Origin of the sequence: Corynebacterium sp., from assembly GCF_030532715.1 — a bacterium.
In the GTDB taxonomy this organism is placed as follows: domain Bacteria; phylum Actinomycetota; class Actinomycetes; order Mycobacteriales; family Mycobacteriaceae; genus Corynebacterium.
On the sequence record NZ_JAUNKO010000004.1, the window covers coordinates 1 to 25,491 of the forward strand.

22 protein-coding genes and 1 pseudogene are annotated in these 25,491 nt (G+C 59.5%); 20 read left to right on the top strand and 3 right to left on the bottom strand.

Annotation, left to right across the window (positions count from 1 at the left end; translation table 11 throughout):
- From Q4D83_RS06925 to Q4D83_RS06960, 8 genes and pseudogenes are all read left to right on the top strand, one after another.
- A pseudogene (locus Q4D83_RS06925) lies at positions 1 to 1,101 on the top strand (DNA-directed RNA polymerase subunit beta); the annotation flags it as partial.
- Between the two features lie 123 nt (positions 1,102 to 1,224).
- On the top strand, positions 1,225 to 5,229 hold the full coding sequence (locus Q4D83_RS06930) for a DNA-directed RNA polymerase subunit beta' (RefSeq protein WP_303174168.1): 4,005 nt from the start codon (positions 1,225 to 1,227) through the stop codon (positions 5,227 to 5,229).
- Positions 5,230 to 6,700: 1,471 nt separating this feature from the next.
- Positions 6,701 to 8,047, top strand: a complete 1,347-nt coding sequence (locus Q4D83_RS06935) for a PAS domain-containing protein (protein ID WP_303174170.1) — start codon at positions 6,701 to 6,703, stop codon at positions 8,045 to 8,047.
- 236 nt (positions 8,048 to 8,283) lie between these two features.
- Positions 8,284 to 8,655: a 30S ribosomal protein S12 gene (gene rpsL / locus Q4D83_RS06940; RefSeq protein ID WP_112768809.1), complete on the top strand. Its 372-nt coding sequence runs from the start codon at positions 8,284 to 8,286 to the stop codon at positions 8,653 to 8,655.
- Between the two features lie 3 nt (positions 8,656 to 8,658).
- Complete coding sequence (gene rpsG / locus Q4D83_RS06945) at positions 8,659 to 9,126, top strand: 30S ribosomal protein S7 (RefSeq protein ID WP_303174173.1); 468 nt, start codon at positions 8,659 to 8,661, stop codon at positions 9,124 to 9,126.
- Positions 9,127 to 9,279: 153 nt separating this feature from the next.
- On the top strand, positions 9,280 to 11,406 hold the full coding sequence (gene fusA / locus Q4D83_RS06950; RefSeq protein WP_303174175.1) for an elongation factor G: 2,127 nt from the start codon (positions 9,280 to 9,282) through the stop codon (positions 11,404 to 11,406).
- Positions 11,407 to 11,729: 323 nt separating this feature from the next.
- Complete coding sequence (tuf, locus tag Q4D83_RS06955) at positions 11,730 to 12,920, top strand: elongation factor Tu (RefSeq protein WP_303174176.1); 1,191 nt, start codon at positions 11,730 to 11,732, stop codon at positions 12,918 to 12,920.
- Between the two features lie 903 nt (positions 12,921 to 13,823).
- Positions 13,824 to 15,215 (top strand): GntP family permease, encoded by a 1,392-nt coding sequence (locus tag Q4D83_RS06960; protein ID WP_303174706.1) that lies wholly within the window; start codon positions 13,824 to 13,826, stop codon positions 15,213 to 15,215.
- A gap of 7 nt (positions 15,216 to 15,222) precedes the next feature.
- Here the strand turns inward: Q4D83_RS06960 and Q4D83_RS06965 are convergent, their stop codons facing one another.
- Positions 15,223 to 15,723, bottom strand: coding sequence for a gluconokinase (locus Q4D83_RS06965; RefSeq protein WP_303174178.1), 501 nt, complete (start codon positions 15,721 to 15,723; stop codon positions 15,223 to 15,225).
- 29 nt (positions 15,724 to 15,752) lie between these two features.
- Positions 15,753 to 15,938 carry a hypothetical protein gene (locus tag Q4D83_RS06970; RefSeq protein WP_303174180.1) on the bottom strand — a complete coding sequence of 62 codons (186 nt, stop codon included), beginning with the start codon at positions 15,936 to 15,938 and terminating at the stop codon, positions 15,753 to 15,755.
- A 731-nt stretch (positions 15,939 to 16,669) separates the two neighbouring features.
- On the opposite strand from Q4D83_RS06970, the gene rpsJ reads away from it, so the two are divergent.
- From rpsJ to rpsQ, 11 genes are read left to right on the top strand one after another with little or no spacing between them, the layout of a single operon-like run.
- Positions 16,670 to 16,975, top strand: a complete 306-nt coding sequence (gene rpsJ / locus Q4D83_RS06975) for a 30S ribosomal protein S10 (protein ID WP_003854291.1) — start codon at positions 16,670 to 16,672, stop codon at positions 16,973 to 16,975.
- 31 nt (positions 16,976 to 17,006) lie between these two features.
- Positions 17,007 to 17,663, top strand: coding sequence for a 50S ribosomal protein L3 (gene rplC / locus Q4D83_RS06980; protein ID WP_303174183.1), 657 nt, complete (start codon positions 17,007 to 17,009; stop codon positions 17,661 to 17,663).
- Positions 17,660 to 18,313 carry a 50S ribosomal protein L4 gene (gene rplD, locus Q4D83_RS06985; protein ID WP_303174184.1) on the top strand — a complete coding sequence of 218 codons (654 nt, stop codon included), beginning with the start codon at positions 17,660 to 17,662 and terminating at the stop codon, positions 18,311 to 18,313. Before rplC ends, rplD begins: the two co-directional genes overlap by 4 nt.
- Positions 18,313 to 18,612 (top strand): 50S ribosomal protein L23, encoded by a 300-nt coding sequence (gene rplW / locus Q4D83_RS06990; protein ID WP_303174186.1) that lies wholly within the window; start codon positions 18,313 to 18,315, stop codon positions 18,610 to 18,612. Before rplD ends, rplW begins: the two co-directional genes overlap by 1 nt.
- A gap of 30 nt (positions 18,613 to 18,642) precedes the next feature.
- Positions 18,643 to 19,485: a 50S ribosomal protein L2 gene (gene rplB, locus Q4D83_RS06995; RefSeq protein ID WP_303174189.1), complete on the top strand. Its 843-nt coding sequence runs from the start codon at positions 18,643 to 18,645 to the stop codon at positions 19,483 to 19,485.
- Positions 19,486 to 19,501: 16 nt separating this feature from the next.
- Positions 19,502 to 19,780, top strand: coding sequence for a 30S ribosomal protein S19 (gene rpsS, locus Q4D83_RS07000; protein ID WP_146325605.1), 279 nt, complete (start codon positions 19,502 to 19,504; stop codon positions 19,778 to 19,780).
- Between the two features lie 3 nt (positions 19,781 to 19,783).
- The gene (gene rplV, locus Q4D83_RS07005) at positions 19,784 to 20,146 is read left to right on the top strand and encodes a 50S ribosomal protein L22 (RefSeq protein WP_303174194.1); all 363 of its coding nucleotides are present in this window, start codon (positions 19,784 to 19,786) and stop codon (positions 20,144 to 20,146) included.
- Positions 20,146 to 20,895 (top strand): 30S ribosomal protein S3, encoded by a 750-nt coding sequence (gene rpsC, locus Q4D83_RS07010; RefSeq protein WP_146325603.1) that lies wholly within the window; start codon positions 20,146 to 20,148, stop codon positions 20,893 to 20,895. The genes rplV and rpsC overlap by 1 nt, the downstream gene beginning before the upstream one ends.
- Before the next feature lie 2 nt (positions 20,896 to 20,897).
- A complete protein-coding gene (gene rplP / locus Q4D83_RS07015) occupies positions 20,898 to 21,314 on the top strand; it encodes a 50S ribosomal protein L16 (RefSeq protein ID WP_303174197.1) in 417 nt (138 codons plus the stop codon).
- On the top strand, positions 21,314 to 21,544 hold the full coding sequence (gene rpmC, locus Q4D83_RS07020; RefSeq protein ID WP_303174198.1) for a 50S ribosomal protein L29: 231 nt from the start codon (positions 21,314 to 21,316) through the stop codon (positions 21,542 to 21,544). Before rplP ends, rpmC begins: the two co-directional genes overlap by 1 nt.
- Positions 21,545 to 21,546: 2 nt before the next feature.
- Positions 21,547 to 21,825 (top strand): 30S ribosomal protein S17, encoded by a 279-nt coding sequence (gene rpsQ, locus Q4D83_RS07025; protein ID WP_303174200.1) that lies wholly within the window; start codon positions 21,547 to 21,549, stop codon positions 21,823 to 21,825.
- A 264-nt stretch (positions 21,826 to 22,089) separates the two neighbouring features.
- On the opposite strand, the gene Q4D83_RS07030 is transcribed toward rpsQ, so the two are convergent.
- Positions 22,090 to 22,935: an SDR family oxidoreductase gene (locus Q4D83_RS07030; RefSeq protein WP_303174201.1), complete on the bottom strand. Its 846-nt coding sequence runs from the start codon at positions 22,933 to 22,935 to the stop codon at positions 22,090 to 22,092.
- 247 nt (positions 22,936 to 23,182) lie between these two features.
- Between Q4D83_RS07030 and Q4D83_RS07035 the strand changes: the two genes are divergently transcribed.
- Entirely contained in the window at positions 23,183 to 25,084 is a 1,902-nt protein-coding gene (locus Q4D83_RS07035) for a VWA domain-containing protein (protein WP_303174202.1), read from the top strand.
- The last annotated feature ends 407 nt before the right edge of the window (positions 25,085 to 25,491 follow it).

The window sequence follows — 25,491 nt, forward strand, 5'->3', positions numbered from 1 at the left end:
GAGCTGACCCCGGAGGAGCGCCTGCTGCGTGCCATCTTCGGCGAGAAGGCCCGCGAAGTGCGCGATACCTCCATGAAGGTGCCGCACGGCGAGACCGGCAAGGTGATTGGCGTGCGTCGATTCTCCCGCGATGAGGAAGACGATCTCGCGCCTGGCGTGAGCGAAATGATCCGCGTGTACGTGGCGCAGAAGCGCAAGATTCAGGACGGCGACAAGCTCGCCGGCCGCCACGGCAACAAGGGTGTGGTGGGTAAGATCCTGCCGCAGGAGGATATGCCGTTCCTGCCGGACGGAACCCCGGTGGACATCATTTTGAACACGCACGGTGTGCCGCGCCGTATGAATATTGGCCAGGTGCTGGAAGTGCACTTGGGCTGGTTGGCTGCCGCCGGCTGGAAGATTGACACGGATAGCCCGGAGAACAAGGAACTCTTGGAGATGCTCCCCGAGGAGCTCTATGACGTGCCTGCCGGTTCGTTGACCTCCACCCCGGTGTTCGACGGTGCCACCAACGAGGAGCTCGCCGGCCTGCTGGCAAACTCCCGCCCGAACCGCGACGGCGATGTCCTCGTGGACGGCAACGGCAAGGCGCAGCTTATCGACGGCCGCTCTGGTGAACCGTTCCCGTACCCGGTTTCGATCGGCTACATGTACATCTTGAAGCTGCACCACCTTGTGGATGAGAAGATTCACGCTCGTTCCACGGGCCCGTACTCCATGATTACCCAGCAGCCGCTGGGTGGTAAGGCGCAGTTCGGCGGCCAGCGTTTCGGCGAGATGGAGGTGTGGGCTATGCAGGCGTATGGCGCCGCCTACACGCTGCAGGAATTGCTGACCATCAAGTCCGACGACGTGGTGGGTCGCGTGAAGGTGTACGAGGCGATTGTGAAGGGTGAGAACATTCCGGATCCGGGTATTCCGGAGTCCTTCAAGGTGTTGCTCAAGGAGCTGCAATCCCTGTGCCTCAACGTGGAAGTGTTGTCCGCTGACGGCACCCCAATGGAGCTGGGCACCTCCGACGACGACGAGTTCGACCAGGCTGGGGCCTCGCTGGGCATCAACCTGTCCCGCGACGAACGCTCCGACGCCGACATCGCTTAAGAGCTCAAGGTCCGCGCGTATCGACGCCGCGCCTCCTCCGCACCGTGCGGAAGGCTGGGCGTCGATAGGCGGGCGAAGAAACACACATAGTTCTTAAAAACCTTCAACACATAAGGGAAAATCGTGCTCGACGTCAACTACTTTGACGAGCTCCGTATTGGCCTCGCAACCGCCGACGATATCCGTCGCTGGTCGAAAGGCGAGGTGAAGAAGCCGGAGACCATTAACTACCGCACCCTGAAGCCGGAAAAGGACGGCCTGTTCTGCGAACGTATCTTCGGTCCCACCCGGGACTGGGAGTGCGCCTGCGGCAAGTACAAGCGCGTCCGCTACAAGGGCATCATCTGTGAACGCTGCGGCGTGGAAGTGACCAAGTCCAAGGTCCGCCGCGAACGCATGGGTCACATTGAGCTCGCCGCGCCCGTGACGCACATTTGGTACTTCAAGGGTGTGCCGTCCCGCCTGGGCTACCTGCTGGACCTGGCGCCCAAGGACCTGGAACGCATTATCTACTTCGCTGCGAACATCATTACCAGCGTCGACGACGAGGCGCGCCACAACGACCTGACCACCCTCGAAGCAGAAATGCTGCTGGAGAAGAAGGACGTTGAGGCCGACGCCGAATCCGAGCTGGCCGACCGCGCGCAGAAACTGGAAGAGGACCTGGCCGAGCTGGAAGCAGCCGGCGCGAAGGCCGACGCCCGCCGCAAGGTGCAAAACGCCGCGGACAAGGAAATGCAGCACATCCGGGAACGTGCGCAGCGCGAAATCGACCGCCTGGACGAGATCTGGAATACCTTTGTCAAGCTTGCCCCGAAGCAGATGATCGTTGATGAGACCATCTATTCGGAGCTGGTGGACCGCTACGAGGATTATTTCACCGGCGGCATGGGTGCGGAAGCCATCCAAACCCTGATCCGGAACTTTGACCTCGATGCGGAGGCGGAGGAACTCCGCACCATCATCAATGAGGGCAAGGGCCAGAAGAAGATGCGCGCCCTGAAGCGCCTCAAGGTGGTGGCCGCGTTCCAGCGTTCCGGCAACGACCCCGCCGGCATGGTGCTCGATTGCATCCCGGTGATCCCGCCGGAGCTGCGCCCGATGGTGCAGCTGGACGGTGGCCGCTTCGCCACCTCCGATTTGAACGACCTCTACCGTCGCGTGATCAACCGCAACAACCGGTTGAAGCGCATGATCGAACTCGGCGCGCCCGAGATCATCGTGAACAACGAAAAGCGCATGTTGCAGGAATCTGTGGATGCGCTGTTCGACAACGGTCGTCGTGGTCGCCCGGTGACGGGCCCCGGTAACCGCCCGCTGAAGTCCTTGAGCGACCTGCTGAAGGGTAAGCAGGGCCGGTTCCGCCAAAACCTGCTGGGTAAGCGCGTGGACTACTCCGGCCGTTCCGTAATTATTGTGGGCCCGCAGCTGCGCCTGCATGAGTGCGGCCTGCCTAAGCTGATGGCGCTGGAGCTGTTCAAGCCGTTCGTGATGAAGCGCCTCGTGGAAAACGAGTACGCGCAAAACATTAAGTCTGCCAAGCGCATGGTGGAACGCCAGCGCCCCGAGGTGTGGGACGTGCTGGAAGAAGCCATCGCCGAACACCCGGTGATGCTCAACCGTGCCCCCACCCTGCACCGCCTGGGCATTCAGGCGTTCGAGCCGGTGCTGGTGGAAGGTAAGGCAATTCAGCTGCACCCGCTGGCCTGCGAGGCGTTTAACGCCGACTTCGACGGTGACCAGATGGCCGTGCACTTGCCGCTGTCCGCGGAGGCGCAGGCAGAGGCGCGCATCCTCATGCTCGCTTCCAACAACATTTTGTCCCCGGCGTCCGGTAAGCCATTGGCCATGCCCCGCCTGGACATGGTGACCGGCCTGTACTTCCTTACCTTGTGCAAGGGGCCGGACGAGTTCGGCGGCCAAGGTGCCTACGCGCCCGCCACTGACGACGCCCCGGCAACGGGCATGTACTCCTCCGTTGCGGAAGCCATTATGGCGTATGACCGCGGCGTGCTTGGCCTGCAGGCGCCGATTAAGGTGCGGATTTCGCACCTGCGCCCGCCGGCTGAGATTGAGGCAGCCCAGTTCCCGGAGGGTTGGAACAAGGGCGATACCTGGTTGGCTGACACCACCCTGGGTCGCGTGATGTTCAACGATTTGCTGCCGTGGAATTACCCGTACCTTGAGGGTGTGATGGTTCGCAAGGGCGGCGGCAGCGACAAGATCATGCTCGGCGACGTGATTACGGACCTGTCCGCGCGTTATCCGATGATCACCGTGGCCCAAACCATGGACAAGATGAAGGACGCCGGGTTCTACTGGGCAACCCGTTCCGGCGTGACCATCACCATGTCCGATGTGCTGGTGCTGCCGAATAAGGATGAGATCCTGGACCGCTATGAGGCGGAAGCCCGGGAGATCGAGCGCAAGTACTGGATCATGGGTGCGTTGACGCCGCGTGAGCGTTACGACCGCCTCGTGGAACTGTGGAAAGACGCCACCGACACCGTGGGTAAGGCCGTGGAAGAGCTGTACCCGGATGACAACCCGATTCCGATGATCGTGAAGTCCGGCGCCGCGGGTAACATGCGCCAAATCTGGACCCTGGCCGGCATGAAGGGCATGGTGGTGAACTCGAAGGGCGAGTACATTACCCGCCCAATCAAGACCTCCTTCCGCGAGGGCCTGTCGGTGTTGGAGTACTTCAACAACTCGCACGGCTCCCGCAAGGGCCTCGCCGATACCGCGCTGCGTACCGCCGACTCGGGCTACCTGACCCGCCGTCTGGTGGACGTGGCCCAGGACGTCATCGTCCGGGAAGAGGATTGCGGCACCCGCCAGGGTGTGAAGGTTCCCGTCGCCGTCGAGGTGAAGGACGCCAGTGGCGAGGTCACCGGCTACGCCCGTCACGGCCTGGTGGAAACCTCCGTTACCGGACGCGTGCTGGCCGCCGACGCTAAGAACGCGGAAGGTGAAGTGGTCCTTCCCGCAGGCACCGACCTTGGTGAATTGCAGATCGACGCCCTCGTGGACGCCGGCATCACCCAGATCAAGGTGCGCTCCGTGCTGACCTGCCAGACCCCCACCGGCGTGTGCGCCAAGTGCTACGGCAAGTCCATGGCATCCGGTAAGCAGGTGGATATCGGCGAGGCCGTGGGCATTGTGGCCGCACAGTCCATTGGTGAGCCCGGCACCCAGCTGACCATGCGTACCTTCCACCAGGGTGGCGTCGGTGGCGACATCACCGGTGGTCTGCCTCGTGTGCAGGAACTCTTCGAGGCTCGCGTGCCTAAGAATAAGGCGCCGATCGCCTCCGTTGCGGGCACTGTGCACTTGGAGGACGAGGGCAACTTCTACACCATGACCATTACCCCGGACGACGGTTCGGACGATGTGGTGTACGAGAAGCTGTCCAAGCGCCAGGGCTTGGCCATGATCAAGGTGGAGATGGAGTCCAACCCAGGTAACTTCATCGAGCGCACCATCCAGGAGGGCGACCATGTGACGGTGGGCGAGCGCTTGCTGCGCGGCCCCGCCGACCCGCACGACGTCCTTGAGGTGCTTGGGCGCCGCGGCGTGGAGCAACACCTTATCGATGAGGTGCAGGCCGTGTACCGCGCCCAGGGTGTGGCTATCCACGATAAGCACATCGAGATCATTATTCGCCAGATGCTGCGCCGCGGCACCGTCATCGAGTCCGGCTCCACGGAGTTTCTGCCCGGCACGCTGGTGGACCTGTCCGAGGCGAAGATGGCAAACGCCGAGGCTATTCAGGGTGGCGGGCAGCCCGCCGAGCTGCGAAGCGAGATCATGGGCATCACGAAGGCGTCGCTGGCTACCGAATCCTGGTTGTCGGCCGCGTCCTTCCAGGAGACCACCCGTGTGCTTACCGACGCCGCGATTAACAAGCGCTCCGATAAGCTCATTGGCCTGAAGGAAAACGTGATCATCGGTAAGCTGATCCCGGCGGGCACCGGTATCGCCCGGTACCGCAATATCTCCGTCAAGCCGACCGAGACGGCACGCAATGCGGCCTACTCGATCAGCACGTACGGTGACTCCATCTACGGCGATGACACCTTCGGTGACTTCACCGGTGCATCCGTACCGTTGGAGGAGACGTTCTAACGCACCACAAGGTCTGCTAGTTCAACTAGAACGCCCCTGTACATACTCCCAGTGGGTGGGAGGAGTACAGGGGTTTGGTGTTTCCTATACCGGGCATTTTAATAGCGAATCAGCGGCATTGTTGTTGCCGGCAACTGGTTTACAAACACACAAATTTCTTTGCCTCAACACATGATTTTTAAGTAATTCTCAGCCTGTACGGCATTCTGGGGCACCCCTCTCGCTTTTTCCGTGCGCTTGGGCAAGCGCCCCAATTTTCCTATTTTGCACCGCTGAGCTGCGTGGACACGTTACCCCTGTTGGTTTAGACTCATGCACGAAAAGTGTGACAGATTGGGGCACTATGTAAAATATGAAAATATGCGGAACGGCGTCTTTCCTGCTCTGGTAAAGGTTTATGCGCCGTAAACAATTTGAAATAGCGACAAGATACTTTGTGTGCTACATAAGTTCGTTACCGTTTTAATTTTTTGAGTACTTCCAGTGCATTATTCGCAAATATAACGCCATTATCTAATTTGCGGAAAGTATTGCCGAATTCGAAAACATAAATTGTGCGCGAATTGTTTCAGAGTGGGTGCGCGCCGGGGAAATTTGGGCCTCCAGCCCGGTGCCGTCCTGGGCGAAGTTTTCCGTGCTCAGCGCCCACGGCGCGCCCGCTGGGGCAGTCTCGGCGTGAAGCGTGCATGTAACTGCCTTGACCTGCAAGTAGTGCACAATTGGTGTCGCTGCGGCGTCGAAGGATTGCCAGCAATCTTCGGCAGCGCAAGTCTGCTCACTGGATGGGGGTTCGTTTGACGCACGGCGAACTCTGATGATTTCTCAACAGGCGAAGTGTTGGCGCCAATCTTGGGGCGGGTTCCGTAGCCGGTGCCTATGGGATTGGTAGCAAAAAATTGCTGCTTGCGCCGCCACTGGCCAGCCTTCTAAGGGGCCGCTCGGCCGAGCAGGGGTGGGGAAGGGGGTAGTGGGAGTTTTCGCGACCCCGTGGTGATTTGAGTCTCAGGTCTGAGCCGCGGCAAGCAGAAGTGGGGGTGGCCGTTTGGGGGAGGTTTGTCGGCGCCGAGACCCCCGGTGCCGCGTGGGGCGGTTCGGGCGCGTTCGAGGGGGATTGCGCTGCGCTTTTCTGGCGGCACCCAGGGTTCGGTTGGGCGCTGAGATAAGGCGTTGTATGCATTTATTCCGCAATTGCAGAATGCAGAACAGGTGGTCGACTGGGGTGGTAGTTAACGCGATGTAACGCGCCCGGAATTGGAAACTATATCGACTTGATGGATCAACTAGAGGGCTATTCACGGCGAAGTGGTTGCGTCAACGTTTTTGTTCGACATCTGCTGTGTTAGCATATGTTGTATTGCGAATTATCTTGACGGTCGACTCTGCTACGTCTGTGTAAATTCAGTTGTACTCAACGAATTTATTCGTTAGCGAGAAGCGACAGTCGCGTGCAGATTATTGAGATAGGGAACCTATGAATAACGTGAACGCAGCTGAGCCGTTTCATGAGTTCGGAGCGGATCAACTGTTCTTCTCCGTGACCGATGGCAAGGGCGTGATCCAGGAAGCCAACCAGGTGTTCATTGATCTGTCCCGTTATGACATCGACGAGCTCATGGGGGCGCCACACAACGTGATTCGTCACCCCGCGATGCCGGGCGGAACGTTTCACGCGATGTGGGCCACGTTGAAGGCTGGACAGCCTTTCGGCGCTTACGTGCGCAACCGGGCCAAGGATGGCAGCCGGTACGACGTGTACGCCACGGTGACACCGCTGCCCAATGGTGGTTTCTTGTCGGTGCGCTCACGGCCGATGTGTGTGGACGTGCGCGACGTGGTGTTTGAGATTTACGAGGCGACCCTGCAGCACGAGGAAGAGCTGCGGGAAAACACTTCCGTGCGGCGGGAGATTGCCGCGTCCGGCGCGGAACGCCTGCTCACCTTGGTCAAGGAAGCCGGGTTCGCAAGCTATTCGGAATTCCAGAACGCGATCTTGCCCATGGAGGTGCTCACCCGGGAGGCGGAAACCCCGCCGATCGAAATGGAACGTACCGCTTCCGGTACCCTCGGTGACCTCCAAGACAACGTGCACGGTGTGTTCCGGGAATTGGACGAGTGGATGCGCGGCCTAGAGCCGCTGGAACGCTTGTCATTGATGCTGCGGCGTGCGCGCCGTAGGTTGGGCCGCGACATTGAGGTCACGGCGTCGATAGTCGGGCAGCTGGAGCAGCTGGACGAGGGATACGAGGAAGTCCTCGCCCCGCTGCAACAGTGGGCGCAGATGCGCAATAGTGCGAACCAGCACGTTGAGCACCTCCAGCGCCAGCTCGAAGATTTCGATGGCCAGATCGAACAGTCGCGGTTCACCATTGCGCTGGCGCGTCTGCACACCACGATGGTGGTGCAGTTCATTGAGGAACTCGCCGCCAAGGATGAAATTAACGATGCCGCAGAGCGTGGGATTCGCTTGCTCGCGGACGCGCTGGACGTGGATATCCTCACCATGTGGGAAACCGCTGAAAAGCTCACCACGTTGGCGGAAACTGTCAACTCCGATATCCAAACTCTGGTGGAGCAATTGCGGGAGCCGCTGGAGCTCATGGTCGGCTGGCGCGAAAGCATGGCGGACGGCGAGCACAGCGAAGAGCTGAAAGAGCTCATCCAGTCCGTGTCTGGCTCCACCCTCGGCGCCGACGCCGCCATTAAGGAGCTCACGTCGCTGGCCGAACAGGTCGCCGAAGTAAAGACCGTAAGCACCGATGAACTCATGACCTATATCGAGCAGGTGCGCGATCTGGCTTCGCTGGAAGACGAGGCCTAAGGCGCGTGCGCTGAGCTGGGGGTTCGGGGGGAAATTTTTGCTTCATGCACAGGAATGTGTACTCTGACTAGCTAGTCCCACGTCTCCATGGTGGGAGCCCGAACTTCCCCGGTAGGCCAGCGAGAGCGGCTGACTGGGTTTTGCGCGTTCAGAATGCGGTTCGCGTTCGGGCGTTGTTTCGAACATCGGTCGGTGTGTCCCGGCCGGATACGCCGATTACACAAGAAAGATGGTTCATGCCCACTATTCAGCAGCTGGTCCGCAAGGGCCGCCACGATAAGACCGCCAAGGTGAAGACCGCGGCGCTGAAGGGTTCTCCCCAGCGCCGTGGCGTGTGCACCCGCGTGTACACCACCACTCCGAAGAAGCCGAACTCCGCGCTTCGTAAAGTCGCCCGTGTGCGCCTGACCTCCGGTATCGAGGTTTCCGCTTACATTCCGGGTGAGGGCCACAACCTGCAGGAGCACTCCATGGTGCTGGTGCGCGGTGGCCGTGTGAAGGACCTCCCGGGTGTTCGCTACAAGATCATCCGTGGTTCCTTGGACACCCAGGGTGTGAAGGACCGCAAGCAGGCTCGTTCCCGCTACGGCGCGAAGAAGGAGAAGTAATTCATGCGTAAGGGTCAAGCTCCTAAGCGTCCCGTTGTGAAGGATCCGGTCTACGGCTCCGAAGTTGTTTCCCAGCTCGTGAACAAGGTGCTGCTGGACGGCAAGAAGTCCGTCGCGGAGCGCATCGTGTACAACGCGCTTGAAATCTGCCGCGAGAAGACCGGTACTGACCCGGTGCTTACGCTGGAGAAGGCGCTGGGCAACATCAAGCCCGACCTCGAGGTTCGTTCCCGCCGCGTCGGTGGCGCAACCTACCAGGTTCCGGTGGAGGTCCGCCCGGGCCGCGCCAACACCCTCGCCCTTCGTTGGTTGGTGAACTTCACCCGTCAGCGCCGCGAGAACACCATGACCGAGCGTCTTGCCAACGAGATTCTGGACGCTGCGAACGGTTTGGGCGCTTCCGTGAAGCGTCGTGAGGATACCCACAAGATGGCCGAGGCCAACCGCGCCTTCGCTCATTACCGCTGGTAACGTCCCCCCGCCATACACGTGCTTTTCGACGGCCCCTCTCGCCCTGTACGCCGGCCAGCTGCCATGTGCGCAGTTGGTGGCGGCGGCAGGGGCCCGTTGCCTACCGTAGGCAACGAACCAAGCTAAGAAACACAACATAAGTTAGGGAAAACCGTGGCACAAGAAGTGCTTACAGACCTGAAAAAGGTCCGCAACATCGGCATCATGGCCCACATTGACGCCGGTAAGACCACCACCACCGAGCGCATCCTCTTCTACACCGGCATCAACCGCAAGGTCGGCGAAACCCACGACGGTGCATCCACCACCGACTGGATGGAGCAGGAAAAAGAGCGCGGCATCACCATCACCTCCGCCGCCGTGACTTGTTTCTGGAAGGGCAACCAGATCAACATCATCGACACCCCTGGGCACGTCGACTTCACCGTTGAGGTGGAGCGCTCCCTGCGCGTGCTCGATGGTGCGGTTGCCGTGTTCGACGGCAAGGAAGGCGTCGAACCGCAGTCCGAGCAGGTGTGGCGCCAGGCCGCCAAGTATGACGTCCCGCGCATCTGCTTCGTGAACAAGATGGACAAGCTCGGCGCTGACTTCTACTTCACCGTGCAGACCATCATCGACCGCCTCGGCGCCAAGCCGTTGGTGCTGCAGCTGCCCATCGGCGCTGAAGATGACTTCGACGGCGTAGTCGACCTCGTGGAAATGAAGGCCATTACGTGGCGCGGCCGGGTGGAAACCGGCGCCGAGCCCGTCATCGAGGAAATCCCCGCCGACCTTCAGGACAAGGTTGACGAGTGGCGCGAGAAGCTGCTCGAGACCGTCGCCGAGTCCGACGAAGAGCTCATGGAGAAGTACTTCGGTGGCGAAGAACTCACCGTTGAGGAAATCAAGACCGCGATCCGCAAGCTCACCGTCGCTTCCGAGGTGTACCCCGTGCTGTGCGGTACCGCCTACCGCAACAAGGGCGTGCAGCCGCTTCTCGACGCCGTGGTGGACTACCTCCCCAACCCGCTCGACATTGGCGAGGTTGAGGGCCACAAACTCGGCGACGAATCCGAGAAGATCACCCGCAAGCCCTCCGTGGATGAGCCGTTCTCCGCGCTGGCCTTCAAGATCGCCGTGCACCCCTTCTTTGGCAAGCTCACCTTCGTGCGCGTCTACTCCGGCATCGTCGAGCCGGGCGCCCAGGTGTCCAACTCCACCAAGGGTAAGAAAGAACGCATCGGCAAGCTGTTCCAAATGCACGCCAACAAGGAAAACCCTGTTGATCAAGCGCGCGCCGGCAACATCTACGCCTTCATCGGCCTGAAGGACACCACCACTGGTGACACCCTCTGCGATTCGAACAACCCGATCATCCTGGAATCCATGGACTTCCCGGATCCGGTGATCGAGGTGGCGATCGAGCCGAAGACCAAGTCCGACCAGGAGAAGCTCGGCACCGCGATCCAGAAGCTCGCGGAAGAGGACCCGACCTTCACCGTCAAGCTGGACGAGGAAACCGGCCAGACCGTCATCGGCGGCATGGGCGAACTCCACCTGGACGTGCTCGTCGACCGCATGAAGCGCGAATTCAAGGTTGAGGCAAACGTTGGCGCGCCTCAGGTGGCGTACCGCGAGACCATCCGCAAGGCTGTGGAAAAGCTCGAATACACCCACAAGAAGCAGACCGGTGGTTCCGGCCAGTTCGCACGCGTGATCATCGCGATCGAACCCTATGCGCCGGCCGTGGAAGAACTGGAAGAGGGCGAGTCCGCCACCTACAAGTTCGAAAGCGCAGTCACCGGTGGCCGCGTGCCCAAGGAATACATCCCGTCCGTGGACGCTGGTATCCAAGACGCCATGCAATACGGCTACCTCGCGGGCTTCCCGCTGGTGAACATCAAGGCCACCCTGCTCGACGGTGCATACCACGAAGTCGACTCCAGCGAAATGGCCTTCAAGATCGCCGGCACCCAGGCCCTGAAGGAAGCCGTTGCCAAGGCAAAGCCCGTGCTGCTGGAGCCCGTGATGGCCGTTGAGGTCACCACCCCTGAGGAATACATGGGTGAAGTGATCGGCGACATCAACTCCCGCCGCGGCCAGGTTCAGGCCATGGAAGACCGCGCCGGCGCGAAACTGGTCAAGGCCAAGGTGCCGCTGTCCCAGATGTTCGGCTACGTTGGCGACCTGCGTTCCAAGACCCAGGGCCGCGCCAACTATTCCATGATTTTCGATTCCTACGCCGAGGTTCCCACCAACGTGTCTGCGGAAATCATCGCCCAGCGCAACGGCACCGCCTAGTTGGGCTCAGGTGGCGAGGCTGCCGAACACTCAGCGCCTCGCCGCTTGCCCCTCGCCAGATGGGGCGCAGCCGATGACGCGTAACGGCTTGCTGGATGTTTTGCAAACATGTGCTACAAAGCACCCAGCTGGCCGTTACCGTAACAGCTGATACGTTGGGCGCACGAGGGTTTGAAATTCGGCCCTTAGCACCCTAATATTACGTAACTGGCACAATTGACCCGCCGGACCTGTAATCCTGAGAATTTCGGGGCGAAAGGAAAGGCAATACACCTATGTGGCTGCGAGAGTCGTAGCCACCGCGAAGTCCAGGAGGACATACAGTGGCAAAGGCGAAGTTCGAGCGTACAAAGCCGCACGTTAACATCGGTACCATTGGTCACGTTGACCACGGTAAGACCACCACCACCGCTGCCATCACCAAGGTTCTGGCAGACGCTTACCCAGAGCTGAACCAGGCTTTCGCCTTCGACGCCATTGACAAGGCACCGGAGGAGAAGGAGCGTGGCATCACGATCAACATCTCCCACGTTGAGTACCAGACCGAGAAGCGCCACTACGCACACGTGGACGCCCCCGGTCACGCCGACTACATCAAGAACATGATCACCGGCGCTGCTCAGATGGACGGTGCTATCCTCGTTGTGGCCGCCACCGACGGCCCGATGCCGCAGACCCGCGAGCACGTACTGCTCGCCCGCCAGGTGGGCGTTCCCTACATCCTCGTTGCGCTGAATAAGTGCGACATGGTTGACGATGAAGAAATCATCGAGCTCGTTGAGATGGAAGTTCGCGAACTCCTCGCCGAGCAGGAATACGATGAGGATGCCCCGATCATCCACATCTCCGCTCTGAAGGCCCTCGAAGGTGACCCGGAGTGGACCGAGAAGATCGTTGAGCTCATGAAGGCTTGCGACGAGTCCATCCCGGATCCGGAGCGCGAGACCGACAAGCCCTTCCTCATGCCGATCGAGGACATCTTCACCATCACCGGCCGTGGCACCGTGGTCACCGGTCGTGTTGAGCGCGGCAAGCTCAACGTGAACGAAGAGGTTGAGATCCTCGGCATCCGCGAGAAGTCCACCACCACCACCGTTACCGGCATCGAAATGTTCCGCAAGCTGCTGGACTACACCGAAGCTGGCGACAACTGTGGTCTGCTCCTCCGCGGCATCAAGCGCGAAGACGTCGAGCGCGGCCAGATCGTGGCAAAGCCCGGCGCCTACACCCCGCACACCGAGTTCGAAGGCTCCGTCTACATCCTCTCCAAGGATGAGGGCGGCCGCCACACCCCGTTCTTCGACAACTACCGCCCGCAGTTCTACTTCCGCACCACCGACGTTACCGGTGTTGTGAAGCTGCCTGAGGGCACCGAGATGGTCATGCCCGGCGACAACGTCGACATGTCCGTCACCCTGATCCAGCCCGTCGCCATGGACGAAGGCCTCCGCTTCGCTATCCGCGAAGGTGGCCGCACCGTCGGCGCTGGCCGCGTCACCAAGATCACCAAGTAACACTGGCTGATCTTCACCAAACCACCCCACCTTCCGTGCGCGGAAGGCTTCGGGGTGGTTTTTTGCATGGTTGGCAGCAGCCGGTCTCTACCTTTAATATAAATAGCAATCGTTCAGCCCGCCCCAACGCCTTTGATGGGAGCGGGCTGGATCTCTTTATGCCTCGAAAGCGCCCGAGATAGCCCGCAAACACTCTTATTGGTTGGTGGCAGAGTAGTTTTCGTGCGTCTCGGTTTTATGCCGGAGGTTACTCACGAGGTGTGTTTCAGTGATCTAGAACGCTGCCCGTGTTGTGGCGTGCCACCAGTTATAACGATGCCTTTTAGCAGCAGATTCCATCGGCGCCGAGCTCACGGGCGTTAGCCAAGTCCATCGCCAGCCGTTTGATCGATGTACTCGGCGACTATCAGCGTGCCGATGTGCGCCGCAGTGTTCCCTCGATCGAATCCATGAATCCCACTGAAGATCTGCCTGGCTTTCCTGCCGTGTTAGATGTGCCTGAGGCAGATTCTGCGCGAGCTGCATTTCCCCGGGAAAAAACCGATTCGAAGGCAATGCAGATCCCGCGCGGTCAGGCAGATGTGACATGGCCAGAACGCGACCAGGCAGATTCGACACGCTGGCCGCTGATTACTCGCGTTTCCGCAGGACGCCAAACCCACCCTGTCAGATCTGCCTGAGCCAGGGCGATGGTGGGATAAGTCATTTATTGCCCGCTGCGACAGAGGCCCTACGCACTGATCCAAGCTTTCCGCTGCTACTGCGCTTATTCAAGATGAGCGAATCTTCGGCGCGCTAGTTGTGATGCCACGTTCTCTCACCGCCCGCGACCCTCACCTGCGTGTACATTTAAGTTGAAAACAACCTTTCTGTGTCCGACACCCCTTAGGAGCCAACATGGATATGGAAACATGGGAGCCTACGCTCTCCGCTGGACCGCTGATTGGTATCGCGGCAACGGCCGTCGCGGTTATTTTGGTGCTGGTCATCTATTTCCGCCTCCACGCGTTTCTTACCCTGGTGATTGTTTCGGTGTTGACGGCCCTGGCGGCGGGCATTCCGCTGGCTGGCGTACCGGAAACGTTGACCAAGGGCTTTGGTACGACGCTAGCTTCGGTGGCCTTGCTCGTTGGCTTGGGCGCGATGATCGGTAGGCTCGTGGAATATTCGGGCGGGGCGAAGTCCTTGGCGGAGGCCCTTGTCGCGAGGTTCGGGGAGGATAAAGCGCCGTTGGCGCTGGGCGTGGCGTCGTTGATTATGGGTTTTCCGATTTTCTTCGATGCCGGTTTGATCGTGATGCTTCCGGTGGTGTTCGCGGTTGGCCGCCGGTTGAATGGCCCGCTGTTGGCGTATGGCATTCCCGTCGCCGGTGCGTTTTCGGTGATGCACGTGTTCCTGCCGCCGCATCCGGGCCCGGTGGCCGCCAGCGAGTTTTTCGGCGCGGATATCGGGCTGATCCTGCTGCTTGGCTTGCTCGTTGCCATTCCTACCTGGTATTTGTCCGGCTACCGGTGGGGTTTGTACGTGGGCAAGCGGTACGATTTCAAGGTTTCCGACGTGCTGCTTGGGCCCGCCCAAGATGACGCGGCGTTGCAAAACCCGGTGTCGCCGGGGGTTGTCGTGGGCATTATGGCAATACCGATGGTGCTCATTTTCGGCAACACCGGCCTATCGACGCTCGCCGCGGCTGGCGTCGTCGATAAGGGCTCGGGGTGGGTGCAGCTGCTGGTATTCCTTGGGCAAACCTCAATCGCGCTGTTGATTACAACATTGGTGGCGATGGTGGTGCTGGGCTTGCGGCGCGGCGTGGACAAAACGAGCTTGGAAAAGCTGATGGATGGCGCGCTTGGTCCTATTTGCTCGGTGGTGCTGATTACCGGCGCGGGCGGCATGTTCGGCCAAGTGCTGCGCACCAGTGGTATCGGTGACGCCCTTGCCGAATCAATGTCTCACCTCGGCATTCCCGTCATCTTGGCGTGTTACCTGATTTCGGTGGCGCTGCGCCTTGCGCAAGGCTCCGCGACGGTCGCCTTGACTACCGCAGCGGCGTTAATGGCCCCAGCGGTGGAGGCCGGTGGCTATAGCGCGGTGCAATTGGCGCTGATCGTGTTGGCCACCGCTGCGGGTTCCGTGTTCGCCAGCCATGTGAATGATTCCGGATTCTGGCTGGTGGGGCGCCTCATGGGCATGGACGTGGCTACGACGCTGCGCACGTGGACCATCAACCAATTGTTGGTGAGTGTAATTGGCTTTGTCTTTGTGCTCGTGTTCTTTGGTGCTTCGATGCTGGTGTAGGGGAGCGCTATTGGCTCAGCCAGCGGAAGGCTTGCTGGGCTAGTGCCTCGGGTGAATCCACGACGTCGAGCACCACGCCGCGTTCGTCTGGGCCGAGCGGTTCCAGGGTGTCAAACTGGGATTGCAGCAGCGACGCGGGCATAAAGTGCCCTTCGCGTGCGTTCATGCGCTCGAGCAGCAGGTCAAAATCGCCGTGTAGGTGGATAAACGCGACACCCGGGCACAGTGAGCGGATCAGGTCACGGTACGAGCGGCGCAGAGCGCTACACCCGACGACCGCGCCTTCTGGTTGTGCGGCGAGCCAGGTCCCAATGTCCCGCAGCCACGGCCAGCGGTCCTCATCGGTCAGCGGGATCCCCGCCGCCATCTTCTCAATGTTGGTGCGTGGGTGCATGTCATCACCGTCGCGATATTCCAGCTCGAGCAGTGGCGCCAGCAACCTTCCCACCGAGGTTTTGCCGCAGCCGGAGACTCCCATGACTACAATGTGACACCCGCTCGTATTCATGGCCCCCAGTCTAGCCGCGAGTGGTGCAGCTAAGAGTCTACCTCTACACGTTGCCTGCGTTGTTGCATCCAGTCAGCCCAGAGGGCGCCGGCGGCTACCATGAGTGACCCAGCTGCGGCGGCTCCCCACATTGCGGAGCCCTCGGGTTGCGCTGCGGCGAGGGTAGCGTTGGAAACTTCTTCGGCGAGAACGGTGCAGATGTCGGAGCAATCCATGGAATAAACGGTCCTTTGGTCAGCGGTGGCGTTTCAATGACGTTCAGTGGGTATGTCGTAGCGCCTCCGCTAAGTGTTACAACATGGCAACAAATAGCGCACCAATTCGCATCAATGCTGGATAAGCGTAATTTTCGACGCCGCGTCCGCCACCCCCGTTGGCTACTCCCTGTGGCCCCGTTTTCCGTAGTTCCAGGGCGTTTGATGTACGCCCTATGGACAGGCCGAGTGTGTGTTCGGTTACGTTTCTGGGAATAGCGTAAGGGTTTGAGTTGCGTACGGTGAGCTGACGTGATTAGATGACTGGGTTGCCTCAACACGGCATAAGCAACGTTTTTGTAAGCCCAGCTGGGAACTGCAAGATTGATTGCCCTGTGGCGCTGGTGCGGCAAACATGAACCACCTGCTTTTTTAAGTTGGTGTCCGCGATTGGTCGTCCGACACGCCCGACCGCGGGTACCGGAGTAGGGGCATGGCAAATAAACAGCGGCAGTAGGTATTGTGCCTGATCGCTCGGACTTCCCTTGGGGGTCGCCCGCGGTCCACATTCCACTCGATTCCTTTAGGTTTTGGGAAAGTGCCTGTTTGTCAGACGGCCTCTCCGGTAAACCCAAGTGAACAATACTGGCGTTGCGCCCGGACCCTACACCGGACAACGTTATAGAGAAATCATCAGCGATTCCCACCAATCACTTCGAAGGTGACGTGGGACAGCGAGGAAGAGGACAAGCGTGGCGGGACAGAAGATCCGCATTAGGCTGAAGGCCTACGACCATGAGGCGATCGATGCGTCTGCACGCAAGATCGTGGAGACGGTCACCCGTACCGGTGCCCGCGTGGTCGGCCCCGTGCCATTGCCCACTGAAAAGAACGTGTACGCCGTTATTCGTTCTCCCCACAAGTACAAGGATTCTCGCGAGCACTTCGAGATGCGCACCCACAAGCGCCTGATCGACATTCTCGACCCGACGCCGAAGACGGTTGACGCGCTGATGCGTATTGACCTTCCGGCCAGCGTCGATGTGAACATTCAGTGATCGACGGAATTTTGGCAGCGGAGAATAAGTAATGAGTGAAACTGAGATCAAGGGCATTCTGGGCACCAAGCTCGGCATGACCCAGATCTTCGACGAGGCTAACCGTGTTATTCCGGTGACCGTCGTGGAAGCTGGGCCGTGCGTTGTCACCCAGATTCGTACTGTTGAAAACGATGGCTACAACGCCATCCAGATCGCCTATGGCGAAATTGACCCGCGGAAGACGAAGAAGCCGCAGGCGGGTCACTTCAAAAAAGCTGGCGTTACCCCCCGCCGCCACATGGCCGAGATTCGCATGGACGATGTCTCCGGCTACGAGGTTGGACAGGACGTTACCGTGGACATTTTCGACGGCGTGAAGTTCGTCGACGTCACCGGCACGTCGAAGGGTAAGGGCTTCGCCGGTGGCATGAAGCGCCATGGCTTTGCCGGCCAGGGCGCATCCCACGGTAACCAGGCAGCTCACCGCCGCGTCGGTGGCATCGGCGCCTGTGCTACCCCGGGCCGCGTCTTTAAGGGCACCCGTATGGCTGGCCGCATGGGTAATGATCGCGTCACCACCCAGAACCTGAAGGTTCAAAAGATTGACGCCGATGCCAACCTGCTGATCATCAAGGGCGCTATCCCTGGTGTTCGCGGTGGCCTCGTAACCGTTAAGACCGCAGTGAAGGGCGGTGCACACGCATGACCAATCTGAAGCTTGACGTCCACACCGCTGATGGCGGTATCGACGGCCAGGTTGAGCTGCCTGCTGCAATTTTCGATCGCGAAGCCAGCATTGCGCTGATGCACCAGGTTGTTACCGCGCAGCTTGCCGCGAAGCGTCAGGGTACCCACGCCACGAAGACTCGTGCGCAGGTATCCGGCGGTGGCAAGAAGCCGTTCCGTCAAAAGGGCACCGGTCGTGCCCGCCAGGGTTCCATTCGCGCACCGCACTTTACCGGTGGTGGCGTGGCCCACGGTCCGGTCCCGCGCGACTACACCCAGCGCACCCCGAAGAAGATGAAGGCTGCCGCACTGTTCGGTGCCCTCACCGACCGCGCACGTCACGATCGTATCCACGTGGTCAGCGAACTGGTGCCCGGCCAGAAGCCTTCCACCAAGGCTGCTCGCCGGTTCCTGGAACGCCTCACCGACCGCAAGTCCGTGCTGGTTGTTGTTGGCCGCGAGGATTTCACTGCCCGTAAGAGCGTTGACAACCTGCCGAACGTTCACGTGTTGGTCGCCGATCAGCTGAACACCTACGACGTGCTCAAGGCCGACGACGTCGTGTTCTCCGTTGAGGCGCTCAATACCTTCGTTAACCGCGTCACCGGCGCGGACAAGGAGGAGAAGTAATGAGCACCATCGCAGATCCCCGCGACATCATTTTGGCTCCCGTAGTGTCTGAAAAGTCCTACGGCCTGATGGAGCAGAACGTGTACACGTTCTTCGTAGCCCCGGACGCTAACAAGACCGCCATCAAGATCGCCATCGAGCAGATCTTCGGCGTCAAAGTCGCTTCCGTGAACACCGCGAACCGTCAGGGTAAGCGCAAGCGCACTCGCTACGGCTACGGGCAGCGTAAGTCCACCAAGCGAGCCATCGTGACTCTTCGCGAAGGTTCCATCGACATCTTCGGCGGTTCGGCCGCGTAACCCGCGAGTCGACAAGTAAGGACGTAAAACATGGCTATTCGTAAGTACAAGCCGACTACGCCGGGTCGCCGCCAGAGCTCCGTTTCCGGATTCGACGAGATCACTCGTTCCACCCCGGAGAAGTCTCTGCTGCGCCCGTTGCACAAGACTGGTGGCCGTAACGTTCACGGCCACATCACCACCCGCCACAAGGGTGGTGGACACAAGCGCCGCTACCGTGTTATCGACTTCCGCCGTAACGACAAAGACGGCGTGCCGGCAAAGGTCGCTCACATTGAGTATGACCCGAACCGCACCGCCAACATCGCGTTGCTGCACTACGTCGACGGTGAAAAGCGCTACATCATCGCCCCCAAGGGCTTGAAGCAGGGCGCCATGGTCGAATCCGGCCCGAACGCTGACATCAAGCCGGGCAACAACCTGCCGCTGCGCAACATCCCCGCCGGTGCCACCGTGCACTGCGTGGAATTGCGCCCCGGTGGCGGTGCCAAGATGGCTCGTTCCGCTGGCGCCTCCATCCAGCTGCTGGGTAAGGAAGGCAAGTACGCGGTGCTGCGTATGCCTTCCTCCGAAATCCGCCGCGTAGACATTCGTTGCCGCGCCACCGTTGGTGAGGTTGGCAACCAGGACCAGATCAATATCCGCTGGGGTAAGGCTGGTCGTATGCGCTGGAAGGGCGTCCGCCCGACCGTCCGCGGTGTGGTTATGAACCCGGTTGACCACCCGCATGGTGGTGGTGAAGGCAAGACTTCTGGTGGTCGCCACCCGGTGTCGCCGTGGGGCAAGCCGGAAGGCCGCACCCGCAAGCCCAACCGCCCGAGCGATCGTCTGATCGTTCGCCGTCGTCGCTCCAACAAGAACAAGAAGCGCTAAGAGGAGGTAAAAGAGAATGCCCCGTAGTCTCAAGAAGGGCCCCTTCGTCGACGAACACCTCCTCAACAAGGTGGACGCTCAGAACGAAAAGGGCACCAAGCAGGTTATTAAGACCTGGTCCCGCCGCTCCACGATTCTCCCCGATTTCATCGGCCACACCTTCGCCGTCCACGATGGCCGTAAGCATGTGCCGGTGTTCGTAGATGATTCGATGGTTGGGCACAAGCTGGGCGAGTTTGCCCCGACGAAAACCTTTAAGGGTCACGTCAAGGATGACAAGAAGGGACGTCGATAAGCGATGAGTGAAGAAATCACCACCGCACGCGCTACTGCGCGCTTCGTCCGGGTAACCCCGATGAAGGCCCGCCGCGTTGTGGACCTCGTTCGTGGTAAGTCCGTGTCTGAAGCCATGGCGATTCTGAAGTACGCCCCGCAGGCTGCTTCCGAGCCGGTTGCCAAGGTCGTTGCATCCGCAGCCGCCAACGCCGAAAACAACCATGGTCTTGACCGCGACAGCCTCGTCATCTCCCAGGCGTGGGCAGATGAGGGACCGACCATGCGTCGTTTCCGTCCGCGCGCTCAGGGCCGTGCATTCCACGTCCGTAAGCGCACCAGCCACATCACCGTGGTTGTCGAGAGCCAGAAGGGAAGTGCTCAGTAGTGGGCCAGAAAATCCATCCCCACGGTCTCCGGCTGGGTATCACCTCCGATTGGAAGTCCCACTGGTACGCCGACAAGCAGTACGCTGACTACCTCGCCGAAGACATCAAGATCCGCGAATTCCTGGCCAAGGGCCTGGACCGCGCCGGCGTCGCCGACGTAGTTATCGAGCGCACCCGCGACCGCGTTCGCGTAGACATTCACACCGCGCGTCCCGGCATCGTGATCGGCCGTCGCGGTTCCGAGGCCGACCGTATTCGCGGCGAGCTGGAAAAGCTCACCGGTAAGCAGGTCGCCCTCAACATCCTCGAGGTCAAGAACATTGACGCCAATGCTCAGCTGGTGGCACAGTCCATCGCCGAGCAGCTGTCCAACCGCGTCGCCTTCCGTCGCGCCATGCGCAAGGCCATCCAGTCCGCGATGCGCCAGCCGCAGGTCAAGGGCATCAAGGTTGTGTGTTCCGGTCGCCTCGGCGGTGCTGAAATGTCCCGCACCGAGCGCTACCACGAGGGTCGCGTGCCGCTGCACACCCTGCGCGCCGAAATCGATTACGGCACCTACGAGGCCCACACCACCTTCGGACGCATTGGCGTCAAGGTGTGGATCTACAAGGGTGATGTCGTCGGTGGTCGTCGCGAAAGCGAAATCAACGCCCCCGCCGCAGATCGCCGCAACCGTGGCGACCGTCGTGAGCGTCCGCGTCGCGGTGGCCAGCGTCGCCAGCGCGCAGAGCAAAAGCAGGAGGGCTAAGAATGCTTATCCCCAAGCGCGTCAAGTTCCGTCGCCAGCACCGTCCGCACCGCTCCGGTGTATCCAAGGGCGGCAACCGCATCAACTTCGGTGACTACGGCATCCAGGCCCTCGAGCCCGCCTACATCACCAACCGTCAGATTGAATCCGCGCGTATTGCCATCAACCGCCACGTCAAGCGTGGTGGCAAAGTGTGGATCAATATCTTCCCGGACCGTCCCCTGACCCAGAAGCCGCTCGGCGTGCGTATGGGTTCCGGTAAAGGCGGCGTTGAAAAGTGGATCGCCAACGTCAAGCCCGGCCGTATCCTCTTTGAGATGAGCTACCCCAACGAGGAGATGGCTCTGGAGGCGCTCCGTCGCGCCGGCCAGAAGCTGCCCTGTAAGGTCCGTATCATCAAGAAGGAGGACCAGTTCTGATGGCTACCGGTACCCCCGCATTTGAGCTCCGCGAGCTCAACGCAGAAGAACTAGCTACCCGCCTCCGCGAGGCCAAGGAAGAACTGTTCAACCTGCGTTTCCAGATGGCCACCGGCCAGCTGACCAACAACCGTCGCCTGCGCACGGTCAAGCGCGACATCGCCCGCATCTACACCGTTATCCGCGAGCGCGAGCTGGGCCTGTCCGTAGTTCCGGGAGCTGAGGCTTAAACATGAGTGAGGCAAACGTGAACAAGAAGCAAAAAGGCGCCCGCAAGGTCCGCACCGGGTACGTAGTATCCGACAAGATGCAAAAGACCATTGTTGTGCAGCTGGAGGATCGCCGCCAGCACAGCCTGTACGGCAAGACCATCCGCACCAACTCTAAGGTGAAGGCACACGATGAAGACGAGATTGCCGGCATCGGTGACCTCGTGCGCATCGCAGAATGCCGTCCCTTGAGCAAGGACAAGCACTACCGCCTCGTCGAGATCGTCGAAAAGGCAAAGTAGTACTCTTACCGAAACCCCGCCACCCGCTGCCGCACGGCCGCGCAGGTAGGCGGGGTTTTGCGCGTTACGTCACGGTCGTTGCCCTGGGCGTGATACACGTCGCAGGATTTTCAAGGCGGGCATTTCCTGGCGGCGGTTACTATCAAACAGCCGACCATCAACAGCACCTGTATGGGGAGCTAATTCAACGATACGAACGCTGTGAGTGTCATCGTACCTAGGCCGCCACTTCGGGCAGGTTGGATGCACATTAACCCCGTGAGGTTATTCGGATTGCGTGCTCCCGCGTGGGCGCCACCTGCCGAAACCGCCTTCGGTGTTGATGATTTGTCCGGTGATCCAGGAGGCTTCTTCGGTGGTGAGCCATGCGATTAGGCGGGCTGGATCGTCGGGTTGGCCATAACGCCCGAAAGGGAACATTGCTTTCACGTATTCGTACATTTCTTCGGTGAGGTATCCGGTGTCAACTGGGCCGGGGTTGACGGTATTTACCCGGATTCCAATGTCCGCGAGTTGATCCGCGATGGTCAATGTGACGCCGGCGATTGCTGCTTTCGCCGCTGCGTAGGCGACTTCTCCGGGCATTGGCCCGAGGTGTTGGCCGGAGGTGAGGAAAATTATGGAGGCTGGGCGGCCGGGTGTGTGCTGGACGGCGAACGCTTGCGCTAGTAGGAGGGAGGCGCGGGCGTCGATACGCCAATGCTGATCAAGGTCTTCGGCCGTAAGTTCGCCGAGTGCCCCGTCCGAGCCGGAGAGTGCCTGGTTACAAATGAGTGCGTCGAGGTGGCCGAACTCCTCTGTGGCTGCGGCGACAAGACGTTCGGGAGCTGCGGGGTCGTTGAGGTCGGCGTGCATATCGGCGAGGCGCGCGCCGTCGCGAAGATGTGATCGAACACCGTGCATGACTGCGTCGATGTCGTCGGCGCCCCATGGCTGTTCGGCGTCATGGGGTGCAAAGTGGTGGCAGAACACATTTGCGCCATAGGCGGCGAGCCTGCAAGCGGTGGCGTAGCCAATGCCTGCTCGGCGGCTTACACCGGTAATAAGGATGTTCCTTCCGCGCAGGGGAAATGGGTCTCGGGTGAGGTGGGATTCCGGTGAGGTGGTCATGTATCAAGTACATCAGATGCGCGCGGCGATCGTTGTCGCAAGTGGGGAATGTAGGTCGAGGGGCGTGGCCGGAGTGTCGCTTGAAGTTGTTGGTGGAAAATAACGGCACCTAGCAGATTAATAGCCTCGAAAGAATGGAGTTATTAAAACCTTGAAATAGTGTGGGAGGGGGGTTTACCGTGTGAAGTGAGTCTATTTTTTTAGTTTGAGCAGAATGCGGGTTGTGATGTTGCGTGTAGGTGCACGAGTGTCGTTGTCAGTCGGGGCGTTAGTCGCCGTGATGGTGAGCGTGGTGCTCGCGGTGTTGGTGGCACCGCCCGTAGGGGCCGCTGAGTCGCTGGCGCCGACGGTGGTGGTGTTGGATGCATCGGGCTCAATGACGGAGACTGACGTGGACGGGCGGACTCGGATGGACGCCGCGAAAGATGCCACGAAGGACTTTCTCAACCAGGCACCAGCCGATGCAAAATTCGGATTGGTGACGTATGGCACGGGTACTGGGAGTTCGGAGGAGGAAAAAGAGGCTGGTTGCCAGGACATTAGTGTGTTAGCAAAACCGGGGGAGCGTCCGCCCAAGGAACTCACTGGTGATGTGGATGGCCTCCAGCCTCGTGGGTATACGCCGATTGGGAACTCTCTGCTGAAGGCCAATGAGTTATTGCCTAAAGAGGGTGCTCGTTCGATTGTGTTGGTCTCTGATGGTATTGATACGTGTGCACCCCCTCCGGTGTGTGAGGTGGCAAAGCAGCTGAAAGATCAGGGTACGGATCTAGTGGTGCACACCATCGGGTTTATGGTTGACGACGCCGCGCGCGCCGAGTTGGAGTGCGTGGCTAAGGTTACCGGTGGTACGTATTCTGATGCGTCGAGTGCGGAGGCGTTGCGAGAGACATTGACAAAGGCTACTACCAGGACCGCGGTAGGGTATCAGTTTTCGGATGAGGCTGTGCAGTTTAGTGCAGATAAATCGCATGCCCCGATGATTGAGCCGGGGACCCTCGATAAACCTAAACGGATTCACGCGAAGATGCCTGCCGAAGATTCGGAGAATATTTACGCGAAAGTCTCTATCCCTGAAGGGCACCGATTGCATGTAGGGTTTAACGCGGTACCGGAACTCGGAACTGTTAGGCTGCTTGAGGAAAAATTTACCTACTATCCCGAATTGACTAATCCAGAGGGCCTCTCTTGTCGGGCTGAAAGTACTGGAGCAAGCACTATTGATGGTGGCCGCCCCGTATTTGGGTCGTTTATCAGTGGTGTTCAGGGCAGTGATAATTACTGTGATAGTGATTTCTATTTTTTGACGTTGAACGAGACCTGGGAAGGGCCGCAAGATGTGGACATGATGCTTGCTGCCGTGCCAGAACCAACCGATGTCGGCGATGATTTTAATAAAACTCCCAGTAAGGAACGGAAGGAGGAATCGTTATCAGAACCGGCTGACACTAGCCAGGTCACGCCATATACACCGCTGACTCACCCAGATCCTGATGCTCCCGAAGTTACTGGCACTGTTGAGGCGGAAATTGTTGAAGGTGAGACCCAGTATTTTGCTACTCCGGTGGGGTGGGGGCAAGCGTTAGATATCACCACTGAAATCATAGAAGACCCAAATGAAGGGAAAGTTGACAGTTTTGAAAAAATTAGTCGACGGTTGGAAGTGTATGCCGGTAATGGGTTAATGCAAAGCCAAAGTGATTCAATTCTTACCGGTGAATATCAAACTCGTATTGAGGAGATTGGCAAAAAGAATGTTGCTGGAACGAAGTATCCAATTTCTTATGCCAATATAGAAAAGAATAATGCATTGTGGTTGGGTGGTCGGCATTACGTGCAGGTAAGCTTCATTAGCACACACCGAGAAGACGGCAATACTGATGCCACCACTGAACTGCATCCAGTGAAATATCGGATTAATTTCCGCCCAGTCGGGAAAGAAGTGCCGGGCCCAAAGTTTGAATCGACTTACTCCGGGGAGAAGACAACACAGTCAGCCACCAATGAAGCCACCAGCGAAGCTCAGCCATCAGCGGAGCAAAAATCCGGAATGAGTATGGTGTGGTGGATCGTTGCTGCTGTAGCCATAGTGGTGTTAGCTGGTGCGATTTTCATACTGGCAAAACTCACTCAGGGGCCTAAGGCTTAGATCGATCGAGATCGTCCCGCTTTTCTACGTGTCAGCTGTGAGCGGCGAAAAGCGGGTTAAATTATCCAGCCTGCATAACAGCTTGCGGTTGCGCAGGCTGCTATTGATGAAGCAATTCGTACCACGTTCGTACCACGGCTGAATTTGATGATGTGCCGCCAGCGATAGGTGCTTGTGCGAAACAGTAGCTTTGGGTTGTTGTGCAACCGCGAGCGCACTTAATATTGCGCACAAGCTTTGGCGTGCCTACATGGACGGTGCGAACGCTGTTAAAACTTGCACACGGTTTTCGGCGTAGTCTGGGCTCCGGCTGGGAGCTTTCTCAGGTTGCGTCGAATTTTAACGCCACTACCAGGGATAATTGGGGGTAGTGTTGGGTTGGCTTCCAGGGTCCTGGGGTGGGGGAT